This window comes from Mycobacterium neglectum (assembly GCF_002591975.1).
GTDB classification, from domain to species: Bacteria; Actinomycetota; Actinomycetes; order Mycobacteriales; family Mycobacteriaceae; genus Mycobacterium; species Mycobacterium neglectum.
The window spans coordinates 80083-98483 of record NZ_NVQE01000006.1 but is presented as its reverse complement, the minus strand read 5'-3'; the positions used below and the strand labels follow the sequence as shown (position 1 = coordinate 98483).

Genomic DNA, 18401 nt, shown 5'->3' with positions numbered 1-18401 from the left:
GCCGTGGGTTAGCTCCGACGTCACCCGGCCAGTCTAGTTTGCGACTTGCCGTAGGCGTGCGCGGCCGCGGGCGCGCCGATTCCGTGAACGACCACACTGCCGAGTACCACCACGACGGTCGCCAGGATCGCTTGATCGGCGGCATCGCCCGACAGCACATTGAAGGCCAGCAGACCGAACACGATCGAGGTCGTCCCGCGTGGGCCGAGCGAGCCGATCAGCAGCCGTTCGCGCCAGGAAAACCCCGAACCGATCAGCGCTGCCAGGATCGGCAGAATGCGAACCAATGTCAGGGCCAGCAGGCAGAAGACCATCATGCCGATGGGGACGCCGGACGTCAGCGCAAGGACGGTGACAGCGCCGAAGACGAACCACATCACCGCGGTGAGCAGCGCCCCGACGTCGTCGACCAGCTCGAGGTCGCGGCGGAAACTCGGCGACCGCCGCAGGTAGTTGAGCGCGATGCCGCAGACGAACGCAGACACGAACCCGCTGCCGCCGACCGCGACGCTCAGCCCATACGACAAGAGCGGTGCAGTCACCAGGATGAGCCGCTTCGACTGCTCGGTCATCAGGTCGCGTCGTTCGGCGAGGTTGGCCGCGACAGCCAGTAGAGCGCCAACGGCAAGACCGACGACGATGGCCATGATCGCCTGCGGCAGTGCCGAACTCAGCGCTTCCAGTGGAGTCGCGTCGCGTGACTGATCGCCCGCGAGCACGAGCGCGAAGATGAACACCGGCGACACGATCCCGTCGTTGTAGCCCCCCTCGACTTTCAGCACGTTGCGTACGCGCTCGGGTACTCGTTGGCCACGCAGGATGGACGCCGCCGGTGCAAAATCTATTGGCACCACGACACAGGCAACAACAAGCAGAACCGCCCAGTCCAGACCCGGTAGCAGCCATGCGCCGAGCAGCACCGCGGCCACCAGGCTGAGCGGCATGGCCACGAAAAGTAGTCGCACCGCGGAGCGCCGTTCGGTGCCGAAGAGGCCGCCACGTACCTCGGTGGCGTCGATGAACAGCAGCACCGCGAGAATGACTTCGGCGATGTGTTCGACGACTTCGGTGTTGAGTGAGGAGTCAAACGCATCTCTGAGGGGGAAGCCGATGGCCACACCCGCAAGCACCAGGATCATCGGCGCGGTCACACGCCATCGCTCCAGCCGCTTGGCGCCCAGTGCCCAGGCGGCCACCACGACCGAGATGGCGATCAGCGACACCAGCACGCGTGCAATCTTCCCTGCGATATAGGCCAGCGGCCCTGAAAGGCAGCCTAGGCGTCAGCCGCCCGCGACGCAGAAGGCGTTGCCCTCGGGGTCGGCCATTACGACCCAATCGAAGTCCGGCCCGAAGCTGTTGCGTGCGGTCTCCCGCGCGCCCAGGCCGACCAACCGTGCCACCTCGGCTTCCTTGTCTGCCGCATGGAAGTCCAGATGGACCTTGTTCTTGCCGGGTGTCGGATCGGGAACGCGCTGGAAGCCCAGAGCAGGCCTGCCCTCACTGTTGACCATGACGAATTCACCTGGTGCGACGGCATTTACGTCGCCTCCGGCGGCGCTCGCCCACCAGTCGGCAAGGGCGTCAGGATCGGCGCAGTCGAACGTGATCATCTCCACCTTGAGTGCCATGGCGCTGACCATAGTCCTGCCCGGTGACACGTGCGCTTACGTCCCGCGTAATTGAGTGGCCATGCGAACGCCCGCACGCTTGGGGCATGACTGAAACCCAAATCCAACCGAAGTTCAGCTCCGAGATCTGGGCCGCGTTCTGGGCCGCACCCGAGGAGTCGCGCATCGGCGACATTCTGGCCGACGACATCGTCGGCTACTGGCAGGGCGAGCCGACGCCGGTACACGGCCGTGACGCCTACACCGCGAAGATCGTCGAGCTCATCACTGCCGTTCCTGACCTGCGACTGGAGCTCTTGGACAGTGCGACGGTCGATGCCGGCGTCCCCGGCGAGCAGCTGGTGTTCCTGCACTACGTCGGGCGAGGCACCGGGCCCGATGGTCCGATCGCGATCCGCGGCCTGGACCGGGTGCGCACCCGCGACGGCATGGTCGTGGAGAACGTCATCCGCTACGACCAGGTCGACCCGTCCTGAGCCGTGCTCAGGCCGGCGACAGGAAGGCGCCCAGCGCCGCGGAGTAGGCGGCGACGTCGTCGGCACCCATGACCTCGCGCGCCGAATGCATGGCCAACTGGGCCGCACCCACGTCGACGGTCGGGATGCCGGTGCGCGCCGAGGTCATCGGCCCGATCGTGGATCCGCACGGCAGATCCGCCCGATGCTCGTAGCGCTGCAACGGCACATCGGCATGGGCGCACGCCAGCGCGAACGCCGCCGCGGTGCGACCGTCGGTGGCGTAGCGCAGATTCGGCTGAACCTTAAGCACCGGTCCAGCGTTGACCTCGATCAGGTGGCCGGGTTCGTGGCGGTCGGGATAGTTCGGGTGCGTGGCGTGGGCCATGTCGCCGGACGCCACCATCGATCCCGGCAGCCGTCGCAGAAAATCCTCGCGGCCACCTCCTGCGGCCAGCGTGATGCGCTCCAGCACCGTGAGCAGCAGTTCGGACTGCGCGCCGTGGTCGGACTGTGAACCGACCTCCTCGTGGTCGAAAAGCGCCAGCACGGGCACGTGCCCGCTTGGCTCAGCCGCCAGGAAGCCCTCGAGGCCGGCGTAGCAGGTGGCCTGATTGTCCAGCCGCGGTGCGCTGAGCAGCTCACTTCTGGCGCCCGCGAGGGTTGACGGGGTGAGGTCGTGGGTCATCAGGTCGGCGCCAAGCACGTCGGCGACGTCGACGCCCGCTCGCTCGGCCACATAGCCGAGGAAGGACCGGGCTCCGCTGCCGACGCCCCACACGGCGTTGACGTGGCGCTGCGGGTTCAGCTCGACCGCCTTTCGGTCCTCGGCCAGGTGGATCGCCAGCTGGGGTACCCGCAGGATGGGGTCGTCGATGCGGATCAGCCGGTGGTCGATGGTGGTCGCGGTCCGGACCGACAGCCGTCCGCTGATGCCGAGGTCGCGATCGAGCCACGAGTTCAGCCATGCCCCGCCGTACGGCTGCAGCGCGACCACCTGCCAGCCCGACACGAACCGGTCGGGGTGCTGTTTGACCCGCAGGTTCGGGCTGTCGGTGTGGCCGCCGACGATTCGAAATGGCGCCCACGCGGCAGTTTCGGACTTCCACGCGACCAGCGAGCCCGCCCGCACGGTGAAGAACCGGCCCTGGGCGGGCCAGGCGTCGCCCTCGGCAAGCTCGGTGAAACCGGCGGTGCGCAGACGGTCGGCAACCGTCACGCAGACGTGAAACGGCGACGGCGACGCGTCGATGAACTCACATAGGCCCTGCGGAGTTGCCGACATGGTTGTTCATCTTCTCCGATCATCGCCGACGATCTTGAATTAGGGTCGAACGGTGCCCGCACCACTGCCGCAGCCGGTTACGGCGCCGCTGACTCCGGCGGCCATTTTTTTGGTGGTGATCATCGACGAGGGCGGCGAATCGGCCGTCCACGATGGGCTTGGTGATATCTCCGGGCTGGTGCGCGCGGTCGGTTTCCGCGACCCCGACAAGCACCTGTCGGTGGTGACATCGATCGGATCCGATGCCTGGGACCGGCTCTTCTCGGGTCCCCGGCCCGCGGAGCTGACGCCGTTCATCGAGCTGTCCGGTCCGCGCCATCACGCACCGGCGACTGCTGGCGATCTGTTGTTCCACATCAAGGCGATGTCGCTGGACATGTGCTTCGAGTTGGCGGGGCGGATCGTCAGGGCCCTCGGCGCCGTCACCGTCGTCGACGAGGTGCACGGTTTCCGGTTCTTCGACAACCGCGATCTGCTCGGCTTCGTCGACGGCACCGAGAACCCCGAGGGTCCACTTGCGGTGTCCGCCACCGAGATCGGTGACGAGGACCCCGATTTCGCGGGTGGCTGCTACGTGCATGTGCAGAAGTACGTGCACGACATGACGTCGTGGGATTCGCTGTCGGTCACCGAACAGGAAATGGTGATCGGCCGCAGCAAGCTCGAGGACATCGAGATGGCCGACGATGTCAAACCTGCCAACTCCCACATCGCGCTGAACGTCATCGAGGACGAGGACGGTACCGAACTCAAGATCGTGCGCCACAACATGCCGTTTGGAGAGGTCGGAAAAGGCGAGTACGGAACGTATTTCATCGGCTACTCACGCACGGCGGCGGTCACCGAGCAGATGCTGTCCAACATGTTCCTCGGCGATCCGCCCGGCAACACCGATCACATCCTCGAATTCTCCACCGCGATCACCGGCGGGAAATTCTTCACGCCGATCGTCGACTTCCTCAATGACCCACCCCCGCTTCCGGACTCGGCGGCGGCACAAGACCAGCCCGCGGTTACCGACGTGCCCGTCAGAGACGGCACGTTGAGCATCGGCAGCCTGAAAGGAACGCGTTGATGAACAACCTCTACCGAGACCTCGCTCCGATCACCGAAGTCGCTTGGGATGAGATCGAATTGGAGGCGACACGGACGTTCAAGCGGCACATCGCCGGCCGGCGCGTCGTCGACGTCAGCGATCCGGGCGGCGCGGTGACCGCAGCGGTCAGCAGCGGTCACCTCCGCGATGTCCCCCCGCCCGCGGAGGGGGTGGTCGCGCACCTGCGGGAGAGCAAGCCGCTGGTGCGGCTGCGGGTGCCGTTCACGGTCAGCCGCACCGCCATCGACGACGTCGAGCGCGGTTCGCAGGATTCGGACTGGGACCCCGTCAAGGAGGCCGCCAAGAAACTGGCGTTCGTCGAGGACCGGGCGATCTTCGAGGGCTACGAGTCGGCCTCGATCGAGGGCATCCGGGCCTGCAGCAACAATCCTGCGCTGAAGATGCCCTCCGATGTTCGTGAGATGCCTGACGTCATCTCCCAGGCGCTGTCCGAGCTGCGGCTGGCCGGAGTGGACGGACCATATTCGGTGCTGCTGTCGGCCGACGTCTACACCGAGGTGAGCGAGACCACCGCCCACGGCTATCCGATCCGCGAGCACCTCAACCGGCTCGTGGACGGTGAGATCATCTGGGCACCCGCCATCGACGGTGCGTTCGTGTTGTCCACCCGCGGCGGCGATTTCGATCTACAGCTGGGCACCGACGTGTGCATCGGCTACCTGTCGCACGACGCCGACTCCGTTGATCTGTACCTGCAGGAGACGTTGACGTTCCTCTGCTACACCGCGGAGGCGTCGGTCGCGCTCACGCCCTAAGCGGCCAGCACCTGGTCCAGGGCGGAGTAGAACAGGCCCAGCCCGTCGTCGGACGGGCCGGTCAGCGCCTCGGTGGCGTGCTCAGGGTGCGGCATCAGGCCGACGACCCGACCGTTGGCCGACGAGATGCCTGCGATGTTGCGCATCGAACCGTTCGGGTTGTCGCGGTAGCGGAAGACGACCCTGCCTTCACCCTCGAGCTTGTCGAGCGTGTCCTCGCTGGCGACGTACCGCCCTTCGCCCGACTTCAGCGGCACCAGCAGGTCGGCACCCAGTTCGTAGCGCGAGGTCCACGCCGTCGAGTTCGAAGCGACCTCGAGCCACAGATCGCGGCAGACGAAATGCAACCCGGCGTTGCGAGTCAGTGCACCCGGCAGCATCCCCGCTTCACACAGGATCTGAAACCCGTTGCAAATACCCAACACCGGCAGGCCTTGGGCAGTGGCACGGATGACCTCGCCCATCACGGGAGCGAACTTCGCGATCGCGCCGGTACGCAGATAGTCGCCGTAGGAGAAGCCGCCGGGCACCACGACGGCGTCCACCCGCTTGAGGTCGGCGTCGGCGTGCCAGAGGCTGACGGCTTCGGCCCCGGCGAGTCGCACCGCGCGCGCGGCGTCGACGTCGTCGAGCGTGCCGGGAAATGTGATCACGCCGACCCGCGCCGTCACGATGGCTCCCTGGTCACCGACCAGTCCTCGATCACGGTGTTCGCCAGCAGCGATTCGGCGATCTCGGCGAGCGTGTCGTCGTCGATGCCGTCGTCGACCTCGAGCTCAAACCGCTTGCCTTGCCGCACATCTGAGACTGCACCGAACCCGAGACGACCCAACGCGCCGACAATCGCCTGCCCTTGCGGGTCGAGGATCTCGGCCTTGGGCATCACATGCACCACCACCCTTGCCACGGCGCACACTCTACCTGCGGGTTCGGTCCGACCGCCTCACCGGCACGATCCGAGATACACCTCGCACAACGGAGCGCCCATTGCGTCGAGGACCTGCGGGTCAGCCACCGCAGGCCAGCGCACCAGCGGCGGCAGGGTCGACCACATGGCCAGTTCGACGATGGTGCTGCTGGCGGGGTGGGCGAGCAGATACTGGTGCACCACCTGCTGACCGGGAACGCTGATCACCGCGGCCAGGCGGAACGGATCGCTTGTGGTGATCGACGGGGATACCAGCGGCGCGGTGACCTGGCAGTTCCGCAGCCGGGTCCTGGCCGTCTCGAGGGTCTGCGTTGCCGTCGGTCCGAACTGCGCTGTAGGCCCTCGCCAGTGAATGATCTGCACCCGCAGCTGCCACTGACCGGGCGGATTGGAGACCGTGGCCTGTGACGCCACGGCATAGTCCCTGGCGTCGCCGAGGATCGGCGGCGACGCGCACACCTGCTCGAAGGTGAACCGTGGTGCGGGCGCCCTGACGGCGAGACCGGCGAGGCCGGGCCAGTGATAGACCGAGTCGAGCGGCACATCAGAGGTCGCGATCCACGCCGCATCGGGGATCGAGTCACAGATCGGCGGGCACACACCGGGCACGGCGGTAGCCGGCGTGCCAGGGGCGATGACCAACCCGCACGTGGCGATGGCCAGCGCCAACAACAATCGCACGTTTGAAGTACCCCCTGGGGAAGCCCTGCGCGCCACAATATAGGCATGCAATTGACGCATTTCGGCCATTCGTGCCTACTCGCGAACTTTCGTGGCGATTCGGCGAATGAGACGACGATTCTGTTCGATCCGGGTACGTTCTCCCACGGTTTCGAGGGCATCACCGGCCTGTCCGCCATCCTGATCACCCATCAGCACCCCGACCACGCCGACACCGCGCGGCTGCCGGCGCTGCTCGACGCCAACCCGACGGCCGCGTTGTACGCCGACCCGCAGACCGCCGCTCAACTCGGCGGCTCGTGGCAGGCGGTGAACGTCGGCGACGAACTGCGCATCGGCCACCTCACAGTGCGCGGTACTGGCGGAAGGCATGCCGTCATTCACCCGGAAATCCCTGTGATAGATAACATTTCGTATCTCGTCGGCGACGGCGAACACGCGGCGCGGCTGATGCATCCCGGCGATGCGTTGTTCGTTCCCGGCGAACCTGTCGACGTGCTCGCGACACCCGCCGCGGCACCGTGGATGAGGATCTCCGAGGCGGTGGATTACCTGCGCGCCGTGGCGCCCGCCCACGCAGTGCCGATCCACCAGGCGATCATCGATCCCAGTGCCAGGGGCATCTTCTACGGCAGGCTGGACGAGATGACCGACACCGACTTTTTGGTGCTCGAACCGGAGAACGGCACGGAATTCTGACTCGGCTGCGATTCACCGGACACATCGCGGGATTCGGCACCGAATCGGGAGTCCGGATGGTCGTCGGATCATGGCTGCAGTCGCCGTTCGGTCGGTTCGCCGACGTCATGATCGAGACCTCTGACGGTGAGCGTGTCCTCGTCGCACCGAGCACCGCGATCGCCGAATTCGTCTCCACCACTTACACATTTGACCGGGTAGTACTGGGCGATGTGAGTTCGGAAGTATCGCGGGACGGGTTCACCCTCGCCGGCCCTGACCTCGAGATCTCGGGCCGGGTTGGCGGCCCCGCGCCATTCGACACGCTGCTGCGGCTGGTGCCCTCGCGCCTGGCATCCGCCCCGGCGTGGCTACGGGTCATCGATCCGGTTGCGGCTCGGCTGGTGCCCGGCGTGCGCACCGCAGGCAGCGCGGGCCATGGCCGCCGCGAGTACTACGGCGTCACGAGAACGCGCAAGATCGACGCCGTCGACGCGGTCTACCGCGGGACGCATCTCGGCGCAGTGACGGCATTGCACCCGCCGGTGCGGTTCGGCTTCTCGTCGGCGCCGTCGACACCGCAACTCGTGTCCGTCACGACGACCATCGACCTGCCCTAGGCGGTGTCCCTCGCGGCCGCCCGTCCCGCGGCACGACCGGAGAACACACATCCGCCGAGGAAGGTGCCCTCCAGCGAGCGGTAACCGTGGACGCCCCCGCCTCCGAATCCGGCCGCCTCACCCGCGGCGTACAGCCCACTGAACGGTTCGCCGCCGGCCTTCAACACCCGTGAGTCGAGATCGGTTTCCAGGCCGCCCAACGACTTTCGGGTGAGAATATGCAACTTCACCGCGATCAGCGGTCCAGCCTTGGGATCGGTGATCTGGTGCGGGGCCACCACCCGGCTGATCTTGTCGGACAGGAACGCGCGCGCGCCGTGGATCGCGGTGATCTGGCTGTCTTTGCTGAACTTGTTGACGGTCTCACGGTCGCGGGCGGTGACCTCCGCCTCCACGATGCCGTAGTCGAGTGGCTCGACGTCGGGTACCGCGTTCATCTTGGAGACCAACTCCCGCAACGAGTTTGCCGTCACGAAGTCGACTCCCTTGTCGACGAACGCCTGCACCGGAGGGGGTGCGCCTGGCCTGACCCGGCCCAGCACCTGACGCACGCTGCGGCCGGTCAGATCGGGGTTCTGCTCCTGACCCGACAGACCGAATTCTTTCTCGATGATGCGGGAATTGAGGACGTACCACGTGTAGTCGTGGCCGGTTTGGGCGATGTACTCCAGCGTGCCGAGGGTGTCGAAACCGGGGAACAACGGCGGCGGCAGTCGCTTCCCGGTGGCATCGAGCCACAGCGACGACGGACCGGGAATGATGCGGATACCGTGCAGCGGCCAGATCGGGTCATAGTTGGTGATGCCCTCGGTGTAGTGCCACATCCTGTCGCGGTTGATCACTCGCGCCCCGGCGGACTCGCTGATGCCGATCATCCGGCCGTCGACATGGGCAGGCACACCGCTCAACAATTGCTCAGGCACGCGGCCCATCCGCTTGGGCCAGTTCTGGCGGACGAGGGCGTGGTTGCCTCCGATACCACCACTGGCAACGATCACCGCCTGCGCCCGCAATTCGAATTCACCGACCGTGTTTCGCGACGACTTCTCACCACGGACCGCGTTCGACGGTTCCAGTACCGCACCGCGCACCCCGACGACGGCACCGCCTTCGACGATGAGCTCGTCGACGCGACGGCGATGCGCGAACGTCACTTTCGCGTTGTCGCGCAGGCGGCGGGCGAAGACGTCGACGATCGCGGGCCCCGTCCCCCACGTGATGTGAAAGCGCGGCACCGAGTTCCCGTGGCCGCGGGCGTCGTAGCCGCCGCGCTCGGCCCACCCGACCGCCGGAAAGGTCTTCAGCCCGCGCTCGCGCAGCCAGCCACGCTTCTCGCCTGCGGCGAAGTCGACGTAGGCGTGCGCCCACTGCCGCGGCCAGTGATCCTCGGGCCGGTCGAATCCCGCCGCACCGAGCCAGTCCTGCAGCGCCAGCTCGTGGCTGTCACGGATGCCCAATCGGCGCTGTTCGGGGCTGTCGACGAAGAACAGGCCGCCGAACGACCAGTACGCCTGGCCCCCGACGTTGTCGGCGTTCTCCTGGTCGACGATCAGGACCCGGCGGCCGCGTTCGACGAGTTCGCACGCGGCGACCAGACCCGCAAGACCTGCCCCAACGACGATGACATCAGCGTCAGTCATGCCGTCACGTTAGCGGGCACCGGCTATGCGGCGTATGTCAATGCTCCCGATGGCGTCCACTCGTAGACGCCGGGGGTGCACCCGTGCATGAGCGCGAGGTCGACGGCGTCGAGCATTGCCTGGCGCGGCCCGGGCCTGCGCAGGTGACGGGCGGCGACGGCGACCCGCACGATGCCGTCGCGCCGAGCCGTGCGTTCGGCGGACAGCACCAACGTGCGGCACCACCAGGGTTCACTGAGAAAGCCCTCGCCGATGCCGAGCACCCGAGCGCGCACTGCCGTGTGACGCACCAGATCGGTGATCTCGGCCAGTGCCGCCAAAGTACGAAAACCATTACGAGGCAGCGTCATCGCCGTTCCCGGCGATACCAGCCAGCCGGGCGCTGCGAACAAACGTGTGCGAAGGCCGACGTGTTCCATCACCCGGTCGGCGGCCATCAGTCGCAGGTTCGCTTCGTGTGCAGGCAGAGTCGCGAACTCACCGCGTCGCTTCTTGGTGGCCGCCTCGTCGAAACCGTGCAGCACGATGGAATCGCCGGCCTCGCGCCTGGCGGCCAGCCACTCGACAGTGGGGGCGTCTTCGTCGAGCCGGTAACCGCCCTTGATCCGCGGAGCCACCAGAAACGACACCGGCACGCTCCGCGACCCGAGCTGGCGGCAGAAGTCGTCGACCTCGGCCAGTGTGCGGTCGCTGATCCCGGAAATCGAGACGATCAGTTGTCCTGCCACTCGCTCATTGTGGCAATTTCAGGTGTCTCGACGGTTTCTGACACCCTGCCTGCAGTTGTCCATCCGGTGCCGCTACCGCGGCAGCACCTCTTCGATGGCGGCGATGACCTCGGGCGCGTCCGGCTCGGTCCGCGGCCGGATTCTCTTGACTACCGTGCCGCCCGGTGCGAGCAGGAACTTCTCGAAGTTCCACTGGATGTCGCCCGCCTCACCTGCGTCGTCGGCCGTCTTCGTCAGCTCGGCGTACAACGGGTGCCGTTCGTCGCCGTTGACGTCGGCCTTGGCCAGCAGCGGGAACGTCACCCCGTAGGTGGTCGAGCAGAATTCCGCGATCTCGTCGGGCGAACCGGGCTCCTGACCCATGAACTGATTGCACGGCACGCCGATGACGGTGAGCCCGCGGTCGCGGTAGTCCTTGGCCAGCCGCTCCAGGGCCGTGTACTGCGGCGTGAGGCCACACTTGGAGGCGACGTTGACCACGAGCGCCGCGCCGTCCGCGAGTTGGCCCAGCGTGGTCGGTTGGCCGTCGAGCGTGGTCAGTGCGATGTCGGTGAGGTCGGTCATGCCCCGCACGCTACCTGCTCTTGAAAAGCATCCCCGCGACGCGGTGTACCGCCTCCATCGGATCGGCCTTGTCGTCGATGTTGCCGTTCAGCCACAGCAGTGAAAACCCGTGCACCAGAGACCATGCGGCCAGCCCCGCGCTGTCGGGATCCTTCTTGGCGCGTGCGTCGTCGAGGGTGCCCACACCCCGGGCGAGTTCGGCGCCCGCCGCGTCCTGTGCGGCGATCAACTCCGCGTTCTCGGGATCCACGAGCGAACGATCGAACATGACCGCGTAGTGCCCGGGATGGTCGAGTGCGAACCGCACGTACGCCATTGCGGCGTCGATGAACTCGGGCCGTGCACCATCGAGGGCGGCGGCCAACTTGCGCCATCCCTCGGCGGCCAGGGACGTGAACAGCCCGCGACGGTCGGTGAAGTGGTGTGCGGGCGCGGCATGTGACACCCCCGCGGCACGGGCCAGCTCCCGGAGCGAGATCGCGTCCGCGCCGCGCTCGGCCACCAGGTCGGCGGCCCGGGCCAGGATCACCGCCTTCAGGTCGCCGTGGTGGTAGGCATCCCTGCTCATGGCGACATCTTATCTTGACAATGCCTAGATCAGTGCTGCGAACGGTCCAGCAGATCGTCTTCGTAGGCGCCACCCTCGTGGTTGGCCGTTGCGACGTCCAGTAGCCAGGCGTACTGGAACGCCGCTTCCTTCCAACGCTCGTAACGTCCGCTGATGCCGCCGTGGCCGGCGTTCATTTCGGTCTTGAGCAGCACCGTGGGCGCCCCGGACTGCGTATGCCTCAGCGCGGCCACCCATTTCGCCGGCTCGACGTACAACACCCTGGTGTCGTTCAGCGATGTCATGGCCAGGATGGGCGGATAGTTCCTGGGCTCGACGTTCTCGTACGGCGAGTAGGACTTCATGTAGTTGTACACATCGCTGTCCTGCAACGGGTTTCCCCATTCGTCCCATTCGGTGACAGTCAGCGGCAGTGACGGGTCGAGGATCGTGGTCAGCGGGTCGACGAACGGCACCAGGGCCAGGACGCCCGCGAACAGTTCGGGAGCCATGTTGGCGACCGCGCCGACCAGCAGCCCGCCCGCGCTGCCGCCGTACGCGACCATGGTGTCGGCCCGCGTGACATCGGTGTCGACGAGATGCTGTGCAACGGTGATGAAGTCGGTGAAGGTGTTCTTCTTCTCGAGGAGCTTTCCGTGTTCGTACCACGGTCGACCGAGCTCACCGCCACCGCGTACATGCGCGACCGCGAACACCATGCCGCGGTCGAGCAACGAAAGCCTGGCGATGGAGAACCGCGGGTCCTCGCACGACTCGTAGGCCCCGTAGCCGTACAACAGCGTCGGTGCCGGGTACTGCAGGCCGATGCGGTGGACGATCGAGATCGGAACCCGTGCGCCGTCGGCGGCGACGGCCCAGTCGCGGCGCTCCACGTAGTCCTCGGGTCGGTAGTCGCCGAGCACCGGTTGCTCGCGCAGTAGCGTGCGCTCGCCCGACGCGAGGTCTACGTCATAGATCCGCACCGGGACGACGAACGAGGTGGCACCTATCCGCAGCTTCGGCGAACTCCAGTTCGGGTTTCCCCCAAGGCCGGCCGACATGAGTTCGGATTCGAAGGTGAGTTCCTCGGGGCGGCCGTAGGTGCCGTCGGCTCCCCCATCGAGGATCGGCCAGAGTTGGATCTTGGGCAACGCCTCGGCGCGGTAGCTGACTACCAGGTGCCCCTCGAAGGCGTCGACGGCGTCAAGTCGCACGTCGTCGCGGTGCTCGATCAGCGTCCGGAGGGAGGTGGGGTCGGCCACGGGCGCCTCGACGAGCGTGAAGTTCTCCGCGCCGTCGTTGTGCAGGATCAGGAATCGGTCTTCACCGCCGACGATGGCGTGCTCCACCGAGTACTCGACGAGTTCGCGGCGCGGCCACACCGGGGTGAACTCAGTCTGTGGGTCGGCGGCGTCGCCGTAGCTGACCTCGGTGGTGACCGCGCTGCCCGACGCGATGAGGATGTACTTGTCGCTGCGTGTGCGCCCGACCGCGAGCCAGAACTTCTCGTCGGGCTCGTGGTAGACGCGTTCGGCGGGCAGACCGGATCCGATGCGGTGGCGCCACACGGTGTCCGGACGCCACGCGTCATCGACCGTCGTGTAGTAAACAGTGCGGTTGTCGGCGGCCCATGTGACACCGGCGGCGATGCCGACGATCTCGTCGTCGTACATCGATCCGGTTCGCAAGTCCTTGAACCGCAACGTGTATCGCTCGTCGCCCTTGGTATCGACCGAGTAGGCCAGGACGTTGCCGTCCAGGCTGACCCCCGCTGCGCCGAGGCTGAAGAATTCGTGGCCGTCGGCCTCGGCGTTCTCGTCGATCAGGATCTGCTCGCCGGGAATCTCGGTCTGCTCGTCGAGCTGCGGCGGCACCCAGTCATCGAAATCGCCGATCGGGCAACGGCAGTGCACGTTGTACTGCTTGCCCTCGAAGCTCCGGCCGTAGTACCACCAGTTACCGCGTCTGGTCGGAACCGACAGGTCGGTCTCTTTGGTGCGGGCCTTGATCTCGTCGAAGATCTTCTGCCGCAATTCCGCGAGAGGTTCAGTGGCCTTGTCGGTGTAGTCGTTCTCGGCCCTGAGGTAATCGATCACCTCGGGGTCGGACTTCTCGCGCATCCACTCATACGGGTCGACGAAGACATCGCCATGATGTTCCCGACGAGCGTCGATCCTCTTGGCAATTGGTGGCCTCATGCGCCGATCCAATCGTCGAACTTCAGACTCGAGATACGTTCGTAGGCTTCGATATAACGCGCACGCGTCGCATCGATAATGTCGGCGGGCAGGGGCGGCGGCGGTTTGTCCCCGTGGCGGTTCCAGCCAGATTCGGGGCCGATCAACCAGTTGCGGACGAACTGCTTGTCGAAGCTGTTCTGCACGACTCCCGCCTGGTACTCGTCGGCGCGCCAGTAACGCGACGAGTCCGGCGTGAAGATCTCGTCGGCCAGTCGCAGCTCGCCGCTCTTGTCGACGCCGAACTCGAACTTGGTGTCGGCGACGATGATGCCCTTGGTCAGCGCATGGTCGGCGCCCTGGATGTAGGTCTGCAGGGTGCGCTCACGCAGTTGGGTGGCCCGCACGGCGCCGACCATCTCGATCACGTCGTCGAACGAGATGTTCTCGTCGTGGGCTCCGAGTTCGGCTTTGGTCGCCGGGGTGAACAACGGCTCGGCGAACTTGCTTGCTTCGACCAGACCCTGGGGCAGCGCGATGCCGCACACCGAGCCCGTCTTCTCGTAGTCGATCAGCCCGGAGCCGGTCAGGTAGCCGCGGGCCACCGCCTCCACGGGCATCATCTCGAGTTCGGTGACCACCAACGCGCGACCGAGCACTTCTTCGGGGATGCGCTCGTCGTCGGGCGGGCCCGCCAGATGGTTGGGCGCGTTGAGGTAGTCGAAGAAGAACACGCTCATGGCGGTCAGGATCCGGCCCTTGTCGGGAATCTGACTGTCGAGGATGTAGTCGAAGGCCGAGATGCGATCGGTCGCGACAAACAGCAGGTGCCCGTCGTCGATCCGATACAACTCGCGAACCTTGCCGCTGGCCAGATGCTGGTAGTCGGACAGAGCGGGGCGCATCGGGCCAGCCTATCGGGCAGCATCTGGTTCATGAGTTCGCGGTTTCTTCCCTATGCCACCACGCCGTCGCGCCTGCTGGCCCAGCTGATCAGCGACATCATCGTGATCATCTGGAGTGTGATCTGGGTGTTGGTCGGCATGGCTGTCCACGCCGCCGTGTCCACAATCGCCGAAGTCGGCCGTCAAGTGCAGCACGGCGCCAACGGCGTCGCCGACAACCTCAACTCGGCCGGCGACAGCACCGACGACTTCCCGCTCGTCGGGGACTCGCTGGCCAAACCGCTGCGGGCGGCGGCCGAGGCGGCCCTCGACATCGCCGGTGCCGGGCAGAGCCTCGACTCGACGGCGTCGTGGCTGGCGTGGGTATTGGCATTGGCGGTGGCCGCGCCGCCGATTCTGTTCGTCGCGATGCCGTGGCTGTTCCTGCGCATCCGGTTCTTCCGCCGCAAGTGGGTTGCGATCACGCTGGCGCGGACGCCAGCGGGCGAGCAGTTGCTGGCGATGCGGGCGCTGGCCAACCGACCGTTGACGAAGCTGCTGGCGGTGCACGCGGACCCCGTAGGCGCGTGGCGCCGCTACGATTCGGACGCGATACAGGGTCTGGCGGCGCTCGAGTTGCGCGCAGCCGGGGTCCGACGCGTCCGCCGCTAAAGCGTGCGATTTGTGCACGATTTCCGGCGGCACGCGCCGATTTTCGTGCACATATCGCGACGGTTGGAACCGCGAAGCGGCGGCCCACCGTCTATTCAGCGTGCTCGAGGATTATCTCCGCGACCAAGACGGCATCATCACGCTCGCCCAGGCGCGGGCGGCCGGCCTCAGTCACGACGCTGTCAACAGACGGGTCCGATCTGGCGCATGGCTGCGATGCACGCCTGGCGTCTTCTTCGCCGACGATCGACCCTTCACCGACGCGGCGAGAGTCCGGGCGGCGGTGTGGTCATGTGGCCCATTGGCGACAGCGAGCGGACTGGCCGCCGCGTGGTGGCACGGGATCAGTAGATTTGCGCCGGAAGTCGTCGAGGTAACGGTGCCGAGAATCAGCAATCATCGCCGCCGGTACGGCGTCCGCACACGACGGCGTGACCTCTCGCCGAAGGAAATCGTCGAACGCAATGGCCTCCGGGTGACGACACTGCCGTTGACCGTCATCGAAGCCGCCGTTCGGCAGCGCGGCGGCGCCGAGTTGATGGACGGCGCCCTGCAGCGTCAGGTCGAGCTCACCCAGCTCTGGCGGGCACACCTCCGCAACAAAGGCAGGCATGGCGCGCCCGCAGCCCGATTGCTGCTCCAGGCCGCCGAGGATGGCGCGCGCTCGGAGGCCGAGCGGATACTGGTCAAACTCCTGCGGGATGCGGGGTTCACTGGATGGCAGACGAATTACCCCGTGAGCGGCTACAAGGTCGACGTTGGGTTCGTCAAGGAGAAAGTCGCGATCGAAGCTGACGGGTGGGCCTTCCACAGTGACCAAGAGGTATTCCAGACCGACCGCAAGCGCCAGAACGCCATCGCGCTCAACGGTTGGCAAGTACTGAGATTCACGTGGCTGGATCTGACGCAGCATCCGCAGCGCGTGATCGCCGAAATCGCACGAGCTCTCCGCCAGCCACGATGAGCCACGCCACGAACGCGATCCAGAAGAACGTCAGCGAGATCTCGACGAACCACCGCAAGCCGGTCTCGACGGCCATCGCGTACGTCGCCGACGAGTACATGCCGAGCGGGAAGACCGCGGGCCAGCCAAGGCCCACCGATCGTCGGAAAGCCACGTAGACGAGCACCGGGATCCACGCCGTCGCCACGATCCATGTCTCGACCGTCACCGCGCGCACGCCGTCGGCAATTGGTCCGGGAATCATGACGTGGTGCACATGATCGCCGGCCAGCGTCGCAATCGCTATGCCGCCCATCAGAATCCAGACGTCTGGCTGTACCAGTTCCGGCGACGCCCCATCGTGCCGCACCCGCCAGAGCACCAAAGCGGTCATCGCCAGATATACGCAAATGCCCAGCACCCAGAACACCACCGCCCAAAAGAGGATGTCGAGTTCGGCTGAGACGATCGCCAGTCCCGACGTGGCCACCGCGGCGAGTTCCCACCCCCCGCGGGCGCGGTCGCGCAGACCGGTCCACCGGTGTCGCCACATCGATCGGACGGCAAGCGGCATCAACGACAGCCAGCCCTGCAACGCCATGCCCGCCAACACCCACAACACGATGCGATGCTCGGCCAACCGGGCCCCGACGACGGCGCACGCGGCGATATAGGTGAACAGCGGCAGCGTCACGTTGGGATCGCGCATGTCGAATTCGCGCCAAGCCCTGGCCACCATGACCATCAACACCGGCAACGTCACAGCCGCAACGACAATGAGAATCTCGCTGATGACGTTGAAGCCGTGGTCCGCGGCGGCGATCGACACAACGCCGGTCGCCATGACCGCCGCGAATACGTCAGATCTCACGGCCGGAGTTCGACCACCAGATGGCGGATACCCGTGTGCCGGTTGCTACGCGTCCACTCCACGGGCCTGACCAGCCGCACCGATCCGAACCGCGTCAGCAACTCCTCGTAGAGGACCCTTAACTCCAGGCGAGCCAGGTTGGCGCCGAGGCAGTAGTGCACGCCTTGGCCGAACCCCAAGTGCGGATTGGGCTTACGCGAGATGTCGAACGTGTCGGGATTCGCGAACGCCAGAGGATCACGATTCGCCGAACCCTCCCAGATCTGCACCTTCTGACCGGCCTCGATCTGGCAGCCGGCAAGCTCCACGACGCGTGTCGCGGTCCGCCGCTTGGACGGCGACGGCGACGTCCACCGCACCATCTCCTCGACAGCGGTGGGCAGATGCTCCAGATCCGAACGCAGCGCGACGAATTGGTCGGGGTTGTCGATCAACGCAAGCAGCCCTCCTGCGACGGAGTTGCGCGTGGTTTCCGCACCGGCGCTGAACAGCAGGCTGAAGAACAGATAAAGCTCCATGTCCGAGAGGCTTTCGTCCTCCACGGTCGCATTCGCCACCACCGACAGCATGTCGTCGGTCTGTGCGGCCCGCTTCGATGCGATCAGTTCCTGACCGTAGGTGTACATCCGCGACCCGGCTTCCTCGGCAGTCAACTGCCCGACGGACGCTTTGCGAGAGCCACCGAAGTCGAACTGCGGCTCGATCGCCTCGAACAGCCAATGCCGTTCGGTTTCAGGAACTCCCAATAGAATGCAGATCAGCTGCATCGGCAGCTCGGCGGCCACGTCGACCAGAAAATCGAACGGCTCCCCCGGCGTCACGGCATCGAGTAGCCGACGGGTGCGGACACGCAGATCATCTTCGACACGGGCGATCATCCGTGGCGTCAGACCCGAACTCACGAGTCTGCGGATGTGCGAATGTCGCGGGTCATCCATCATGTTGAGGACCTGACCGGCGACTGCCAGATCCTGCAGCAGCGTGCCTCCGAACGGTCGCGTGCCACCGGTCACCGACGAGTACGTCGCCGGATCCCGGAAAACCGCAAGGGTTTCCGCGTGCGTCGCGATGGACCAGAATCCTTCGCCGTCGGGGGTGTTGGCCGTAGGTTCGTGCCAGTAGACGGGTGCCTCGCGACGGTGGACCGCAAAGAGCTCGTGCGGAAACCCGTTGGCGAAGTTGTCGAGATCGGTGAAGTCGATCTCGGCGAGCGCACCCGCCAATG

At 66.1% G+C, this 18401-nt stretch carries 21 protein-coding genes; 7 read left to right on the top strand and 14 right to left on the bottom strand.

Annotation, left to right across the window (positions count from 1 at the left end; genetic code table 11):
- Positions 1–20: 20 nt before the first annotated feature.
- Together CSQ99_RS07335 and CSQ99_RS07330 are read right to left on the bottom strand one after the other, a co-directional pair.
- On the bottom strand, positions 21–1229 hold the full coding sequence (locus CSQ99_RS07335; RefSeq protein ID WP_099038398.1) for a cation:proton antiporter domain-containing protein: 1209 nt from the start codon (positions 1227–1229) through the stop codon (positions 21–23).
- A 54-nt stretch (positions 1230–1283) separates the two neighbouring features.
- Complete coding sequence (locus tag CSQ99_RS07330) at positions 1284–1631, bottom strand: VOC family protein (protein ID WP_099038488.1); 348 nt, start codon at positions 1629–1631, stop codon at positions 1284–1286.
- Between the two features lie 86 nt (positions 1632–1717).
- Here CSQ99_RS07330 and CSQ99_RS07325 point away from each other — a divergent pair, with 86 nt between their 5' ends.
- On the top strand, positions 1718–2107 hold the full coding sequence (locus CSQ99_RS07325) for a nuclear transport factor 2 family protein (protein WP_099038397.1): 390 nt from the start codon (positions 1718–1720) through the stop codon (positions 2105–2107).
- Between the two features lie 7 nt (positions 2108–2114).
- On the opposite strand, the gene CSQ99_RS07320 is transcribed toward CSQ99_RS07325, so the two are convergent.
- Positions 2115–3371: a M18 family aminopeptidase gene (locus CSQ99_RS07320; RefSeq protein ID WP_099038396.1), complete on the bottom strand. Its 1257-nt coding sequence runs from the start codon at positions 3369–3371 to the stop codon at positions 2115–2117.
- A 52-nt stretch (positions 3372–3423) separates the two neighbouring features.
- On the opposite strand from CSQ99_RS07320, the gene CSQ99_RS07315 reads away from it, so the two are divergent.
- Entirely contained in the window at positions 3424–4446 is a 1023-nt protein-coding gene (locus tag CSQ99_RS07315; protein ID WP_099038395.1) for a Dyp-type peroxidase, read from the top strand.
- Positions 4446–5243, top strand: coding sequence for a family 1 encapsulin nanocompartment shell protein (locus tag CSQ99_RS07310; protein WP_099038394.1), 798 nt, complete (start codon positions 4446–4448; stop codon positions 5241–5243). The genes CSQ99_RS07315 and CSQ99_RS07310 overlap by 1 nt, the downstream gene beginning before the upstream one ends.
- Here the strand turns inward: CSQ99_RS07310 and purQ are convergent.
- From purQ to CSQ99_RS07295, 3 genes are read right to left on the bottom strand one after another with little or no spacing between them, the layout of a single operon-like run.
- Positions 5240–5914 (bottom strand): phosphoribosylformylglycinamidine synthase subunit PurQ, encoded by a 675-nt coding sequence (purQ, locus tag CSQ99_RS07305; RefSeq protein ID WP_099038393.1) that lies wholly within the window; start codon positions 5912–5914, stop codon positions 5240–5242. The genes CSQ99_RS07310 and purQ overlap by 4 nt on opposite strands.
- On the bottom strand, positions 5911–6150 hold the full coding sequence (gene purS / locus CSQ99_RS07300; protein WP_099038392.1) for a phosphoribosylformylglycinamidine synthase subunit PurS: 240 nt from the start codon (positions 6148–6150) through the stop codon (positions 5911–5913). Before purS ends, purQ begins: the two co-directional genes overlap by 4 nt.
- A gap of 36 nt (positions 6151–6186) precedes the next feature.
- The gene (locus tag CSQ99_RS07295; protein ID WP_099038391.1) at positions 6187–6852 is read right to left on the bottom strand and encodes an ATPase; all 666 of its coding nucleotides are present in this window, start codon (positions 6850–6852) and stop codon (positions 6187–6189) included.
- Between the two features lie 45 nt (positions 6853–6897).
- On the opposite strand from CSQ99_RS07295, the gene CSQ99_RS07290 reads away from it, so the two are divergent.
- Both CSQ99_RS07290 and CSQ99_RS07285 read left to right on the top strand, forming a co-directional pair.
- A complete protein-coding gene (locus CSQ99_RS07290; protein WP_099038390.1) occupies positions 6898–7551 on the top strand; it encodes an MBL fold metallo-hydrolase in 654 nt (217 codons plus the stop codon).
- Between the two features lie 56 nt (positions 7552–7607).
- Positions 7608–8150: a hypothetical protein gene (locus CSQ99_RS07285; protein ID WP_099038389.1), complete on the top strand. Its 543-nt coding sequence runs from the start codon at positions 7608–7610 to the stop codon at positions 8148–8150.
- Here CSQ99_RS07285 and CSQ99_RS07280 read toward each other — a convergent pair.
- From CSQ99_RS07280 to CSQ99_RS07255, 6 genes are all read right to left on the bottom strand, one after another.
- Entirely contained in the window at positions 8147–9790 is a 1644-nt protein-coding gene (locus CSQ99_RS07280; RefSeq protein WP_099038388.1) for an FAD-binding dehydrogenase, read from the bottom strand. The two genes, CSQ99_RS07285 and CSQ99_RS07280, sit on opposite strands and share 4 nt — an antisense overlap.
- 23 nt (positions 9791–9813) lie before the next feature.
- Positions 9814–10518, bottom strand: coding sequence for a DUF2334 domain-containing protein (locus CSQ99_RS07275; RefSeq protein ID WP_099038387.1), 705 nt, complete (start codon positions 10516–10518; stop codon positions 9814–9816).
- A 72-nt stretch (positions 10519–10590) separates the two neighbouring features.
- On the bottom strand, positions 10591–11082 hold the full coding sequence (locus CSQ99_RS07270; RefSeq protein ID WP_099038386.1) for a glutathione peroxidase: 492 nt from the start codon (positions 11080–11082) through the stop codon (positions 10591–10593).
- A 10-nt stretch (positions 11083–11092) separates the two neighbouring features.
- Entirely contained in the window at positions 11093–11650 is a 558-nt protein-coding gene (locus CSQ99_RS07265) for a TetR/AcrR family transcriptional regulator (RefSeq protein ID WP_099038385.1), read from the bottom strand.
- Positions 11651–11679: 29 nt separating this feature from the next.
- The gene (locus tag CSQ99_RS07260; RefSeq protein ID WP_099038384.1) at positions 11680–13827 is read right to left on the bottom strand and encodes a S9 family peptidase; all 2148 of its coding nucleotides are present in this window, start codon (positions 13825–13827) and stop codon (positions 11680–11682) included.
- Positions 13824–14711 carry a phosphoribosylaminoimidazolesuccinocarboxamide synthase gene (locus CSQ99_RS07255; protein WP_099038383.1) on the bottom strand — a complete coding sequence of 296 codons (888 nt, stop codon included), beginning with the start codon at positions 14709–14711 and terminating at the stop codon, positions 13824–13826. The genes CSQ99_RS07260 and CSQ99_RS07255 overlap by 4 nt, the downstream gene beginning before the upstream one ends.
- 30 nt (positions 14712–14741) lie before the next feature.
- Here CSQ99_RS07255 and CSQ99_RS07250 point away from each other — a divergent pair, with 30 nt between their 5' ends.
- The gene (locus CSQ99_RS07250; RefSeq protein ID WP_099038382.1) at positions 14742–15362 is read left to right on the top strand and encodes a hypothetical protein; all 621 of its coding nucleotides are present in this window, start codon (positions 14742–14744) and stop codon (positions 15360–15362) included.
- Between the two features lie 100 nt (positions 15363–15462).
- Positions 15463–16326, top strand: coding sequence for a type IV toxin-antitoxin system AbiEi family antitoxin domain-containing protein (locus tag CSQ99_RS07245; RefSeq protein WP_099038486.1), 864 nt, complete (start codon positions 15463–15465; stop codon positions 16324–16326).
- Here the strand turns inward: CSQ99_RS07245 and CSQ99_RS07240 are convergent.
- Together CSQ99_RS07240 and CSQ99_RS07235 are read right to left on the bottom strand one after the other, a co-directional pair.
- Complete coding sequence (locus tag CSQ99_RS07240; RefSeq protein WP_281258459.1) at positions 16250–17176, bottom strand: tellurite resistance/C4-dicarboxylate transporter family protein; 927 nt, start codon at positions 17174–17176, stop codon at positions 16250–16252. The two genes, CSQ99_RS07245 and CSQ99_RS07240, sit on opposite strands and share 77 nt — an antisense overlap.
- Entirely contained in the window at positions 17173–18399 is a 1227-nt protein-coding gene (locus CSQ99_RS07235) for a cytochrome P450 (protein WP_425437793.1), read from the bottom strand. Before CSQ99_RS07235 ends, CSQ99_RS07240 begins: the two co-directional genes overlap by 4 nt.
- Positions 18400–18401: the final 2 nt, after the last annotated feature.